The sequence below is a fragment of the Providencia sp. PROV189 genome, assembly GCF_028480065.1.
Taxonomy (GTDB): domain Bacteria; phylum Pseudomonadota; class Gammaproteobacteria; order Enterobacterales; family Enterobacteriaceae; genus Providencia; species Providencia stuartii.
On sequence record NZ_JAMPOG010000009.1, the window covers coordinates 137,383 to 149,699 of the forward strand.

Consider the following 12,317-nt stretch of genomic DNA (forward strand, 5'->3'; position numbering starts at 1 on the left):
TTTGCTTATATTCTCTAAAGCATACACCCTAGTTACCGTTTAATCTAATAGATTCAATACGTTGATAACTAAAGTGCCATATTCTTTGCCTACGTCACCTCGGGTAATTACCGAATGATAAGGCGATTCGACCGCGGATTTTAATGCTTATTGCCCGATTACTCAAGTAGATAATCAATTTTTTCGCACAAACCCATGTCTTTTCATACTATCAAGCCTATATTCAGCGCATCCAATATAGGTTGTTAGAGATTTTCAATGATTGGTTCAACAAGATATAGCACCCGCTTTTATGCGGGTGCTGTTCATAATGATAAACTTATTTTTTCTTTGGTGCTAAGACCATGATCATCTGGCGACCTTCAATTCTTGAAGGGAATGACTCCACAGACGCCAGTTCATCCAGATCGGCTTTAATGCGGTTAAGCACTTCCATACCGATCTGTTGGTGAGCCATTTCACGACCGCGAAAACGCAAGGTAACTTTGGCTTTATCACCATCTTCCAAAAAGCGAATCAGACTACGTAGTTTAACTTGATAGTCGCCTTCATCTGTTCCTGGACGGAATTTAATTTCCTTCACTTGAACAACTTTTTGTTTTTTCTTTTGCTCTTTCTGAGACTTACTCTTCTCATAAAGATATTTGCCGTAATCCATGATCCGGCAAACAGGTGGCTCAGCATTAGGGCTAATTTCAACTAGGTCAACACCAGCCTCTTCCGCTTTCGCAAGTGCTTCACGCACACTCATGACACCGAGTTGCTCACCGTCAAAACCGGTAACTCGAATTTCAGTTGCACGGATTTCTTCGTTAATACGATTTGGACGTGCTGTTGGGAGTTTTTTTCCGCCTTTAATACCTTATTCCTCCATCTGATTAAGCTGACGACTGCGAATTTCTTCTAGCAGTTTGTTTGTAAATTCATTGACATCTAGGCTGCCTAAATCTTTACCGCGACGGGTACGTACAGAGACTTTACCTGATTCAACTTCTTTATCGCCGCAAACTAACATGTAAGGAACACGACGCAAGGTGTGTTCGCGGATCTTAAAGCCGATTTTCTCGTTACGTAAGTCCGCTTTCGCACGAATGCCAACACTTTGTAGCTTGCTGACTAATTCTTGAACATAATCCGCCTGAGTATCAGTGATGTTCATCACAACCACTTGTTGTGGCGCCAACCATGTTGGGAAGAAGCCTGCATATTCTTCTGTCAAAATACCGATAAAGCGCTCAAGTGAACCTAATACCGCACGGTGGATCATCACAGGCACAATACGTTCGTTGTTTTCACCAACATAAGATGCATTGAGGCGGCCTGGCAAGAAGAAGTCTAACTGTACAGTACCACACTGCCATGCGCGGTCTAGGCAGTCATACAGTGTAAATTCAATTTTAGGACCATAGAATGCCCCTTCGCCTGGCTGGTATTCAAACTCAATACCTTGATCTTTTAACGCCTGAGCCAGATCCGCTTCTGCGGTATCCCACATATCGTCAGTACCGATACGTTTTTCAGGACGTGTAGACAATTTAACAACAATTTTTTCAAAGCCAAATGTTGCATAAACGTCATAAATCATTTTAATACAGTCGGTGACTTCACTTAAGATTTGATCTTCAGTACAGAAGATATGAGCATCATCTTGTGTAAAGCCACGTACACGCATTAAACCATGTAACGCGCCGGATGGTTCATTACGATGGCAGCTACCAAACTCAGCCATTCTTAATGGCAGATCACGGTATGATTTCAAACCTTGGTTGAAAATTTGTACGTGACCTGGGCAGTTCATTGGTTTCACGCAATACTCACGGTTCTCAGAAGACGTTGTGAACATCGCGTCTTTGTAGTTTTCCCAGTGCCCAGTTCTTTCCCAAAGTACCCGATCCATCATAAATGGACCTTTTACTTCTTGATAGTTATAGGCTTTTAGTTTAGTACGTACAAAAGTTTCTAATTCACGGAAGATTGTCCAGCCATCATTGTGCCAGAACGCCATACCCGGCGCTTCTTCCTGCATATGGTATAAATCTAATTGCTTACCAATTTTACGGTGGTCACGCTTAGCCGCCTCTTCAAGGCGTAATAGATAGGCATTTAGCTGCTTTTTATCTGCCCAAGCGGTACCGTAAATACGTTGCAGCATTTTATTATCGCTGTTACCACGCCAGTATGCACCCGCCACTTTCTGTAATTTAAAGTGGTGACAGAAACGCATATTAGGTACGTGTGGACCGCGACACATATCAATATATTCTTGATGATGATATAAGCCTGGGCGGTCGTCTTGACTAATATTTTGATCAAGAATTTCAACTTTATAATCTTCGCCACGGGCAACAAAGGTTTCGCGAGCTTCGGCCCAAGAAACACGTTTTTTAATTACATCATAATCTGTTTTGGCAAGCTCAAGCATACGCTTTTCAAGCTTTTCCAAGTCTTCCTGCGTCAGCGCATAATCTAGGTCAATATCATAATAAAAACCATTATCGATAACTGGACCAATTGCCATTTTGGTGTTTGGCCATAATTGTTTGATTGCATGACCTAGCAAGTGAGCACAAGAGTGACGAATGATTTCTAACCCTTCATCATCTTTGCTGGTAATGATAGCCAAATTGGCATCATGCTCGATCAGTTCACAGGCATCAACCAATTCACCGTTTACACGGCCCGCAATACACGCTTTTGCGAGACCTGCTCCAATATCACGCGCAACATCCATCACAGAAACGGCATGGTCGAACTGACGCTGACTTCCATCAGGAAGAGTAATAACAGGCATTAATAAATCCTTATCAGCAGTGGTGACCCACACGAAAGATCACTTGCTTGATTATTCCAAGTTTATAAAACAATACGTTACGATTAATTCCTCACTTCACTATGCGAGATATGTACACAAATGACTAACTGACTATGCACATTAAAAGTAACTCATTGACAATGATAACACAGACTGATTTATTCGCGATAGATGAGTGGTTATTATCGCCGAATAGTTCAAGCTTGCTCAAATAGAGCGATGGACACAATTTGAATAGTGCAACATAGAAAATGGTGAGTTTATATGAAGTACCAATCAATACGAAAATGAGCGCAATAAAAATACTGAGTCTATTTTCTACAATTAAAACAAGATATGCCGCATTGCCACAACAATATAAATAGGTATAAATACTAAAATAATCAACCCTTGGCTTTGCTCAACTGGAAAAATATTTGGATTGTCACCACAGGTTGCTAATAGCTGCTTCCCATTAAAGGCCGCCTATTTTTCAAAATGACGAGTGAAAAACTGAGCCTATATATCAGCGCAATGATAATCACAATTCAGTCAGCCCCTTTTTCACTAATGCTGACTTTCTATCCGATTTATTTAATCGTAGGTTTGCTCAATATTCATTCCCGTTTCGATTGGTTTAATTAACTCAATTGTGCGCGTGGAGGTATATAGCGGAATGTATAGGTGGTATGCGTCTTTCCACCAGCCTGCCTACACTCCCCATATACACCATAATGCTGTATATCCACTATCACTTATCCGATAACCCAATATTTCCCTTTTTGCCTTACTGTTGAGGCGATAAGATATTATTGGAATATCACTGATATCGCACTTGCCGCAAGCAATAGCCCCATAATTAAATTAAACTTTTTCAAAACATTAGGGTTCTTCAATCGTTCGCGCAACTCACTACCAAACATAGCCCAAATCGTGACAGATGGAAAATTAATTAGGCTAAAAATAACCGCCACAAGCAACATTGAGCTATAAGGGTTCGTTGAGTCTGTGTAGAGGGCCATACCCGATATCGCCATCATCCATGCTTTTGGGTTTACCCATTGAAACAGCGCTGCTTCTAACAACGTTAGCGGTTTTTCATTACTGTTTTTTGCTGATCCAACTGAACGGCTGATTGTCGTCTTCCAAGCTAGCCATAATAAATAGGCTATCCCTAGATACTTCAAAATATTATAAACGATCTCTGACGACTTAATTAAAGCCCCCACTCCCATTCCCACTGCAATTAGCATCACCAAAAAGCCTATTGAGACCCCTAATGCGTGTGGCATAGTTCGCTTTAGTCCAAAATTCATCCCCGATGCAAGTAACATGATGTTATTGGGGCCTGGGGTAATGGACGTGACAAAAGAAAACATCGATAACGAAATGAAAGTTTCAATATTCATAGTGTGTGCATCTATTGAGCAAATGGTTAATAAAAAATAGCAATGGATTGTTTACTCAATGCATTGGCCTTCAGGCCGCTGAATACTGAGTGAAGAGCAGTGTAAAGTGATCTGAATTCACTTTTTTTATCTCTGCGTGCGCATGCCTCGTTTTACGTCATCAACCAGTAAATAGATACCTCTAGTCGTGATACGCTCCGCTGATAAATAAACAAGACAATATGATAAACAACGATATTTTGCGCTAGTTGTTAAGAACAAAATGCATATTTAACGGTTATTTTAAAATACACACCGTATTCTTAAGTTACAGCCAGCGTCGTGTTTGTTGGCTATAACGTTGCCACTCCTCTTGAAAACGTGCTGATAAGAACTTTTCTTCTTGAGGGATGGTATACAGATCGGTCACCAGCCAAAATACAAGGCCTGATACAAGAAAATACGGTGATTGGGTAAACAGTGCCAAACTGACACACAAGGATGTAAACGCCAAATAGAGTGGATTACGAGAGAATTTAAATGGCCCCTCCGTGATCAACGCTGTTGCCTGAACGATGGGATTAGGGGATGTCTTGTAACGATAAAAATAATATAAACTGGCGGCTATCCACCCAAAGCTTTCCAACGCAACCAGTATCGCCAATATTCCCATCCAACCAGAGAAACTCCAAGACAGGCTATTTTTCGTATAAAGATAATAGAAGGCGATGGCGTTGAAAATTAGCCAATTTAAGAAAGGAAGTCTAAATATGCGCATGATACGCTCCCTAAATCAACACGGCATACTTAGACTAACACAAATCATGTAAGATGTTTTAAATAACAAATTTTGCTTTCTATCCTTGCGATATTTTCTGCACTATTTTGATTAAATTAACGCTAATTATTTCCCAAAAAGAACACACTTTTTAACCCTTCTAAGCGTGCATATTCTTGTTGGCAAACTAATTTCCGTACTTGTACTGGCATACTCTCAACCCGTGAGCGTATGGCATTCAATTGGTCGTCCAGTCCATTCATACCTTTAACGTTGACAACATCTTCATTTGTCTTTAAATATTCGGCAAAGGTTTGCAAATTACTTTCTAAACTGTCACATGCATTATAATCCGCACCCCAGCTTGGCATTAGCGCATTAATAGATTCAGGCAAAATACTTGCTACACTAGGATAGATGTCCTGCTTCCATTGCTGCGGAAAAACAATAAGCAGTGCAGCTATTGCGACTCCCATTAGCATGACGAATGCCGTCAGAGCCGTCATTACATTTTTCATTTACAACCCCAAAACTTACCTGTTTGACTTTAGTTAGCATAGTGCATAGGGCGTAAAGCAATATTTATAATAAAAAATAGTTTGTAAAGAAAACTCTAGCAATATTAATAGGCTAATAAAAGCAAGCAAATTAAGATGATACGTTTACGCTTAAGTGCTTATAGAAAATAGTTGTACTCTCAAACTCCTGTTGAGCATTCGATACAAAATGAGGAATTTCGCCCACCTCGATATAATCTTGTTGGCGATACAGATGTGCAGCAACATCACCTGTACGAGTATCTAATACAAGTAATGTTCGTTGATGGCTTAGCGCTACCTGCTCCACAGCGAGAAGTAACTGTTTAGCTATGCCTTGCTGACGAAAAGCTGTGTGTACCATGAGTTTTTCAACTTCTGCCCGATGGCGACCATTTGCCTTTGCGCAAAATGAAAGTTGAATTGCCCCAGCTAACTGTTTGTCGACTAATTTTACGAGTAATAAACGTTCACCGGTTTGCAAGCCTTGATCAACTGTTTGCCAATAATTGCGCGCTTCAACCTGTGTTATTGGAGCAATAAATCCAATCGAAGCCCCGCTGTTTACACAGTCGATTAATAACCAATCTAATTGTTGTTCCAACCCACCAACAGTCGCTACACTTTGAATAGACATAATGTTTCCCTATAACTTTCACCTGTGTTATCACCTATTCGCCGCGGTGTATTGACTATGAATAAAATACCATTCCGTCGTACGGCTTTTTGCGGCAACTCTTTAATCTATCTATTAATGAACCAACATGAATTTCTAATTGATGACCATCTGGATCTAAAAAATAGAAGGAGTCACCTTCACTGCGGTTATCTTTCCAGACAGTCACGCCGGCTTGATGCAATTTTTCAACGATATCCGAAAAATCCTCAGCTAACACCGTAAAAGCATAATGGGTGTAATCACGACGCTTTGCAGCAGCAACCTCTTGTCTCATCGGGTCATAAGAAAGGCATACCCATAGTGCACCACAGGTTAAATAAGCCCCTCGCTCCCAACTTGCATGTAACTGCATTCCTAATACCGTCTGATAAAAAGAAATACTTTTTTGTATGTCACTAACGGCTAGAGTTAAATGATTGATTCCAATTAGCATTTTTTCTCCCTCGCTCACTAATAAATAATTGTACACGTATTCTTTTAATGAATTTACATAACCAGTAAGTAAATAACAAAATTAACGGTATAACTTAACCATATCGAAATTTTGACAACCTACTAATAGATGCCCTTTCCCTTTTTATGTCCCCCATAAAAAGGGTTTTTTTTATCTTAAAAATTGAACATTTTTTAGCTCACTGTTATATCTCACTGTTATAAAAAGAGTAAATCAACTTATTCACAATAGAATGCGAATGTTATCCACAGTTAATGTGTACAACTACTTCTTTTTAAATCTTAAAAAAATCATCGCAATAAGACTGATAACTTTATCGCGTGATATATCAGAGATTGTGTAGCGAGATAAGCGGTTTTACGGGGCATCTGTGCATAATTTTTGCTATAGTGCCAATTCGCACTGAATTTTAACCTCCATTAAGAGCTTAATTTGCCTATTATGAATGATTTTCTTCAGCTATTTCAGGCCATCGGTATTGGATTGGTTTTAATACTTCCTCTTGCCAACCCATTGACAACAATTGCAGTGATGCTGAGTTTGTCTGGCAACATGACCAAAGAGCAGCGAAACCATCAATCACTTTTGGCTTCTATTTATATTTTCGCGATCATGACTATTGCCTTCTACGCAGGGCAATTAGTGATGAATACATTTGGTATTTCGATTCCCGGATTACGCATTGCTGGTGGGTTAATTGTGGCATTTATTGGTTTTGGTATGCTATTCCCTAGCGGTGAGAATAACGATGATACCAGTGCCTTAACACCTGATGACACAACCGTCTCTAAAAAACGTCAAAAATCACCTAATATTGCGTTTGTTCCCCTTGCCATGCCGAGTACTGCAGGGCCAGGTACCATCGCTATTATCATTAGCTCAGCGGCCTCTTTACAAGGTGATGTTGGCTTTGCCCCTTGGGTATTAAAAGTCGCTCCGGTAATCACCTTTTTCATTGTTAGCTTAATTGTTTGGTTAGCATTACGAGGTGCCACTTCTATCATGAAATGGTTAGGTAATGGTGGAATTGATGCGATATCAAGGGTAATGGGGTTCTTATTAATTTGTATGGGAGTGCAGTTTGTTATCAACGGTATCGTTGAGATTGTCGCGCAACTCCCACATTTAGTGGCGGCACATCATTAATTCATGGCTAATGAATTATAGGCATTTTTGACTTTCCATAAATAACGCGGAGCTTGAGGCGCTGGGTGTTTCGTTTGAACGTGTTGATAAAACTCTTCAGGTGTCAATCGATTAATCATCGCGATAGCTCTGCCTTTATCATTATCAAATGTCCTTAACAAGGCGCCAGCACCATTGACGTAAGCCACGACAGTCGCATAGTACATCGTTTGGGGATTGTTAATCCCAGCAAGGTGTTGCTCTTTTAATATCCGAATATAAGCTGTGCCAATATCAATATTTTTTCTCGGATCTTTTAAATCTCGCGTTGAAGGCTCCCCAGACTTCCCTTGGTAACGATATGCATCACGCCCCGCAGTTGAAGCTTTGATTTGCATTAAACCAATCGCATTCGACTTACTGACGACATCCGGCCGGAAATTTGATTCAACCTCAATGATGGCCCGAATTAAGGTTTCATCAACATTATAACGACTCGCAGACTCTCGAATGAACTCATCAAATGGCGTACGAGGAAAGGAAATATTTTGCTGCACTGTTGATAAATTGCTACTTTTATTTAACATCCGTTGTGTTGATACTTGTTTTTCTGGTTCACTAGAGCAACCCGCTAGCAACAGAAATACCAATGCGCCACTGATATTTTTTTTCACCGAGATATCCTCTGCTAATAAAACTGACGGAAGAATAACTAATAGTAAGAAAAATAAAATAATTTTTACTTAACTTTTACTTCAAGACATGTTTTAGTCATTGAAAAAAGTAATCACAATAATAGAAAAATCACACACTTTTTGTCTTGACTTTACCCAATTGATATTGATAATCATTATCAATTGACTTTTACTCCTGCTATTCTTTTTATGCGTAACAGGGTAATTAAAAAATCCACTAAGCCAATGATGTCAGGGTCTGAATAATGAAGAAAACACTATCTCTACTGTCTAAACCACTACTTTCTGCTGTCTTTGCTTTATCTACTATTTTACTAATCAGTCAACCTGCATTAGCTAAAAAGTTTAAGGTCGTCACAACTTTTACCATTATTCAAGATATCGCACAAAACGTCGCAGGGGATGCCGCCGTTGTGGAATCGATAACCAAGCCTGGCGCTGAAATCCACGGCTACCAACCAACACCAAAAGATATCATGAAGGCCTATGATGCCGACCTGATCTTATGGAATGGCTTAAACCTTGAAGTCTGGTTCCAACGCTTCTTTGAAAATTTCCAAAATGTTCCTGCTGTTGTCGTCACTGAGGGGATTGATCCTATGCCAATTCGTGAAGGCGAATATAAGGGGAATCCGAACCCACACGCATGGATGTCACCTGCAAACGCCCAAATTTATATCGAAAATATTCGCAAAGCATTGGTTAAGTATGATCCAGAAAACGCAGAAATCTACAACCAAAATGCGAAAAAATATGCTGAACAGATTGCACAACTTGATGCTCCACTGCGTGAGCGACTCAACCGTATCCCTGAAGAGAAACGTTGGTTAGTCTCAAGTGAAGGCGCTTTCAGCTACTTAACAAAAGATTATGGCTTTAAAGAAGCTTATCTCTGGCCAATTAATGCGGAAGAACAAGGAACGCCACAACAAGTTAAAAATGTGATTGATACTGTACGTAAATATAATATCCCTGTGGTATTTAGCGAAAGTACAATTTCAGACAAACCAGCACGCCAAGTTAGTAAAGAAACTGGGGCAAAATACGGTGGAGTCCTTTATGTAGATTCACTATCAACCGCAGATGGCCCAGTACCAACCTATATCGAACTGTTAAATACAACCGTTGACACTATAGCGAAAGGATTTGATCAGTAATATGAGTAACTCGAAACGCTTTGAACACCCTAATTTGGTTGTGGATGATGCCACTGTCACTTACAACAACGGTCACACTGCAATTTATGATGCAAGTTTTGATATTACAGGCGGATCAATATGTGCATTGGTTGGCGTCAACGGCAGTGGTAAATCCACCTTATTTAAAACGATCATGGGGTTAGTCACCCCATCATCTGGCAGTGTCACGCTCAATGGTGAGCCAATCAAAGAGGCTCTCAAAGAAAACATTATTGCCTACGTTCCTCAAACAGAGGAAGTGGATTGGAACTTTCCTGTGCTTGTCTCCGATGTGGTGATGATGGGGCGTTACGGCAAAATGGGCTTTTTTCGTATTCCTAAAAGTGAAGACAAAGAAGCGGTAAAAAAAGCACTTGAACGTGTAGATTTGGCAGGGTTAGAGCATCGCCAGATTGGCGAGCTTTCTGGCGGGCAGAAAAAACGCGTCTTTTTAGCTCGTGCGCTAGCCCAACAAGGTAAAGTGCTCCTACTTGATGAACCCTTTACAGGGGTCGATGTTAAAACAGAAAACGCCATTATTGACCTGTTACGTAGCCTACGTGATGAAGGCCACCTGATTTTGGTGTCTACTCACAACTTAGGGAGTGTGCCTGAGTTTTGTGACCAAGTCATTTTGATTAATCGCACCGTACTCGCAAGTGGTCCGACTGAAACCACATTTACCCAAAAGAATTTGCAAGTGGCTTTTGGTGGTGTGCTACGCCATATCAATCTTTCAGGTCAAGAGCTGCATGACGACGACGATCCACGCTCTGTCACGGTGATTACCGATGATGAACGCGCCGCCGTTTTCTATGGCCATGACCACAATGCCCCCGTTAGAACAAACCAGCCTATGGATCCAGTATGATCGAGTTGTTACTGCAACCTTTCGAGTACAACTATATGGTTAAAGCCATTTGGGTAAGCGCTATTGTGGGTGCCGTTTGTGCATTTCTTTCAGCTTACCTAATGCTCAAAGGTTGGTCATTAATGGGCGATGCCCTCTCTCATTCCGTTGTACCGGGTGTTGCCGGAGCTTATGCGTTAGGCTTACCCTATGCCGCCGGCGCCTTTTTTACGGGGATCCTCGCGGCCCTAGCTATGACCTTTATTAAGCATATTACTCGGTTACGTGAAGATGCCGTTATCGGCTTTATCTTTTCAACTTTCTTTGCCGCGGGGCTATTAATCGTCTCTTTAAACCCAACTTCAGTGAATGTGCAAACCATCATTTTCGGTAATATTTTAGGTATCGCCGACGCCGATGTATTGCAGGTTGAAATTATTATCGCCATCTCCTTTATCGTGCTACTGGCTTTATGGAAGGATTTACTCGCCGTGTTCTTTGATGAAAGCCACGCTCGTTCAATTGGCTTGAATCCATTGCGCTTAAAGATTATCTTTTTTACTCTACTAAGTGCTTGTACGGTAGCTGCATTACAAACGGTTGGCGCAATCTTAGTTATTGCTATGGTGGTAACTCCCGGGGCAACAGCTTATCTACTCACTGACCAATTTAAGCGTTTATTAATCATTGCAGTCGCTATTGGTACTGCCACCAGCGCGATTGGTGCTTATGCCAGCTATTTCCTCAATGGGGCAACTGGCGGCTTAATTGTGACGCTTCAAACGGTTATTTTCTTGTTGGCATTCTTCTTTGCGCCAAAACACGGCATTTTTGCTTCTCGTCGTAAGGCAAAACAGGAAGTCGAGAACCTGCATAAAATAAAACAACAAGGAGCCTCTAATGAGTGATTTTATTGACTTACTAACGGCACCGTTTATTTTCCCGTTTATGCAGAAAGCGATTATTACGGCTATCGTGACAGGTGCAGTCTGTGCGATTTTATCTTGCTTTTTAGTGCTTAAAGGCTGGTCATTAATGGGGGATGCCATCTCCCATGCTGTATTACCGGGGATTGTTATTGCTTCTGTTGCGGGTATACCACTTGCTATTGGGGCATTTGTTTCGGGCCTGTTTTGTGCATTTGCCACCGGATACCTCAAAGAGAATAGTCGTATCAAAGAAGATACCGTGATGGGAATTGTCTTTTCAGGCATGTTCGCCGTCGGCTTAGTGATGTTTGCCAAAATCGATACCGAGCAGCATCTTACTCATATCCTATTTGGGGATATTCTTGGTATTACCGACGCCGAATTTAAGCAAAACCTATGGTTTGCAGGCATTACCATCGCTATTATCTTACTAAAACGTAAAGATTTTATGCTGTATTGCTTTGACCCTAATCAAGCGCGTGTGATTGGCCTGCCTGTGAAGTTGATCCATTATGGTCTGCTCTCATTGCTCGCCCTTACCATTGTCGCCTCGCTTCAAGCGGTTGGGATCATCTTAGTCATTGCGATGCTTATCTCCCCGGGCATCATCGCTTTTGTCCTATGTCGAAGCTTTGGGTGGATGCTCTTTGTGGCCGTGATTGCCTCCGTCACCTCTAGTGTGATTGGAACCATTGTCAGTTTCCACATTGACGGTGCTACAGGCCCTTGTATTGTTATTACTCAAGCCATCTATTTCATCATTGCCCTGCTCTATAGCAAAATGGTCTTAGCGCGCAAAAAAGCGAAATTACCGCAAGAAAAGTTACAGTCGGCCTAATGCGCTGTTAGCGATAATAAGCAAAATAAAAAGCCACCCAATCATCTTAAGGGTGGCTTTTGTCTCTATGTCATCA

The 12,317-nt window shown here is 41.0% G+C and carries 13 protein-coding genes; 5 read left to right on the forward strand and 8 right to left on the reverse strand.

What is annotated here, in order from left to right:
* Positions 1-319: 319 nt before the first annotated feature.
* From infC to fos, 7 genes are all read right to left on the reverse strand, one after another.
* Positions 320-859 (reverse strand): translation initiation factor IF-3, encoded by a 540-nt coding sequence (infC, locus tag PR833_RS07545; protein WP_071599650.1) that lies wholly within the window; start codon positions 857-859, stop codon positions 320-322.
* A gap of 3 nt (positions 860-862) precedes the next feature.
* Positions 863-2,791 (reverse strand): threonine--tRNA ligase, encoded by a 1,929-nt coding sequence (gene thrS / locus PR833_RS07550; protein WP_014658195.1) that lies wholly within the window; start codon positions 2,789-2,791, stop codon positions 863-865.
* A gap of 809 nt (positions 2,792-3,600) precedes the next feature.
* On the reverse strand, positions 3,601-4,200 hold the full coding sequence (locus PR833_RS07555; RefSeq protein WP_014658194.1) for a LysE family translocator: 600 nt from the start codon (positions 4,198-4,200) through the stop codon (positions 3,601-3,603).
* 307 nt (positions 4,201-4,507) lie between these two features.
* Positions 4,508-4,957 (reverse strand): methyltransferase family protein, encoded by a 450-nt coding sequence (locus PR833_RS07560; protein WP_061064124.1) that lies wholly within the window; start codon positions 4,955-4,957, stop codon positions 4,508-4,510.
* 122 nt (positions 4,958-5,079) lie between these two features.
* Positions 5,080-5,475: a hypothetical protein gene (locus PR833_RS07565; RefSeq protein WP_004919070.1), complete on the reverse strand. Its 396-nt coding sequence runs from the start codon at positions 5,473-5,475 to the stop codon at positions 5,080-5,082.
* Positions 5,476-5,605: 130 nt separating this feature from the next.
* Positions 5,606-6,130 (reverse strand): GNAT family N-acetyltransferase, encoded by a 525-nt coding sequence (locus PR833_RS07570; protein WP_004919069.1) that lies wholly within the window; start codon positions 6,128-6,130, stop codon positions 5,606-5,608.
* A 55-nt stretch (positions 6,131-6,185) separates the two neighbouring features.
* Positions 6,186-6,605, reverse strand: a complete 420-nt coding sequence (gene fos, locus PR833_RS07575) for a fosfomycin resistance glutathione transferase (protein WP_014658192.1) — start codon at positions 6,603-6,605, stop codon at positions 6,186-6,188.
* 462 nt (positions 6,606-7,067) lie between these two features.
* Between fos and PR833_RS07580 the strand changes: the two genes are divergently transcribed.
* Positions 7,068-7,772, forward strand: coding sequence for a MarC family NAAT transporter (locus tag PR833_RS07580; RefSeq protein ID WP_004919062.1), 705 nt, complete (start codon positions 7,068-7,070; stop codon positions 7,770-7,772).
* Here the strand turns inward: PR833_RS07580 and PR833_RS07585 are convergent.
* The gene (locus tag PR833_RS07585) at positions 7,769-8,425 is read right to left on the reverse strand and encodes a transglycosylase SLT domain-containing protein (RefSeq protein ID WP_004919061.1); all 657 of its coding nucleotides are present in this window, start codon (positions 8,423-8,425) and stop codon (positions 7,769-7,771) included. The two genes, PR833_RS07580 and PR833_RS07585, sit on opposite strands and share 4 nt — an antisense overlap.
* A gap of 266 nt (positions 8,426-8,691) precedes the next feature.
* On the opposite strand from PR833_RS07585, the gene PR833_RS07590 reads away from it, so the two are divergent.
* From PR833_RS07590 to PR833_RS07605, 4 genes are read left to right on the forward strand one after another with little or no spacing between them, the layout of a single operon-like run.
* Positions 8,692-9,603, forward strand: a complete 912-nt coding sequence (locus PR833_RS07590) for a metal ABC transporter substrate-binding protein (RefSeq protein WP_004919060.1) — start codon at positions 8,692-8,694, stop codon at positions 9,601-9,603.
* A 1-nt stretch (position 9,604) separates the two neighbouring features.
* Positions 9,605-10,495 (forward strand): manganese/iron ABC transporter ATP-binding protein, encoded by an 891-nt coding sequence (locus PR833_RS07595; protein WP_272526001.1) that lies wholly within the window; start codon positions 9,605-9,607, stop codon positions 10,493-10,495.
* Complete coding sequence (locus PR833_RS07600) at positions 10,492-11,382, forward strand: metal ABC transporter permease (protein WP_004919054.1); 891 nt, start codon at positions 10,492-10,494, stop codon at positions 11,380-11,382. The genes PR833_RS07595 and PR833_RS07600 overlap by 4 nt, the downstream gene beginning before the upstream one ends.
* Positions 11,375-12,241 (forward strand): metal ABC transporter permease, encoded by an 867-nt coding sequence (locus tag PR833_RS07605; protein ID WP_004919051.1) that lies wholly within the window; start codon positions 11,375-11,377, stop codon positions 12,239-12,241. The genes PR833_RS07600 and PR833_RS07605 overlap by 8 nt, the downstream gene beginning before the upstream one ends.
* The last annotated feature ends 76 nt before the right edge of the window (positions 12,242-12,317 follow it).

Excerpts from the sequence above, each read along its gene's own strand:
- thrS (WP_014658195.1), bottom strand. The coding sequence starts at position 2,791 with ATGCCTGTTATTACTCTTCCTGATGGAAGTCAGCGTCAGTTCGACCAT.
- PR833_RS07555 (WP_014658194.1), bottom strand. The coding sequence starts at position 4,200 with ATGAATATTGAAACTTTCATTTCGTTATCGATGTTTTCTTTTGTCACG.
- PR833_RS07560 (WP_061064124.1), bottom strand. The coding sequence starts at position 4,957 with ATGCGCATATTTAGACTTCCTTTCTTAAATTGGCTAATTTTCAACGCC.
- PR833_RS07565 (WP_004919070.1), bottom strand. The coding sequence starts at position 5,475 with ATGAAAAATGTAATGACGGCTCTGACGGCATTCGTCATGCTAATGGGA.
- PR833_RS07570 (WP_004919069.1), bottom strand. The coding sequence starts at position 6,130 with ATGTCTATTCAAAGTGTAGCGACTGTTGGTGGGTTGGAACAACAATTA.
- fos (WP_014658192.1), bottom strand. The coding sequence starts at position 6,605 with ATGCTAATTGGAATCAATCATTTAACTCTAGCCGTTAGTGACATACAA.
- PR833_RS07580 (WP_004919062.1), top strand. The coding sequence starts at position 7,068 with ATGAATGATTTTCTTCAGCTATTTCAGGCCATCGGTATTGGATTGGTT.
- PR833_RS07590 (WP_004919060.1), top strand. The coding sequence starts at position 8,692 with ATGAAGAAAACACTATCTCTACTGTCTAAACCACTACTTTCTGCTGTC.
- PR833_RS07595 (WP_272526001.1), top strand. The coding sequence starts at position 9,605 with ATGAGTAACTCGAAACGCTTTGAACACCCTAATTTGGTTGTGGATGAT.
- PR833_RS07600 (WP_004919054.1), top strand. The coding sequence starts at position 10,492 with ATGATCGAGTTGTTACTGCAACCTTTCGAGTACAACTATATGGTTAAA.
- PR833_RS07605 (WP_004919051.1), top strand. The coding sequence starts at position 11,375 with ATGAGTGATTTTATTGACTTACTAACGGCACCGTTTATTTTCCCGTTT.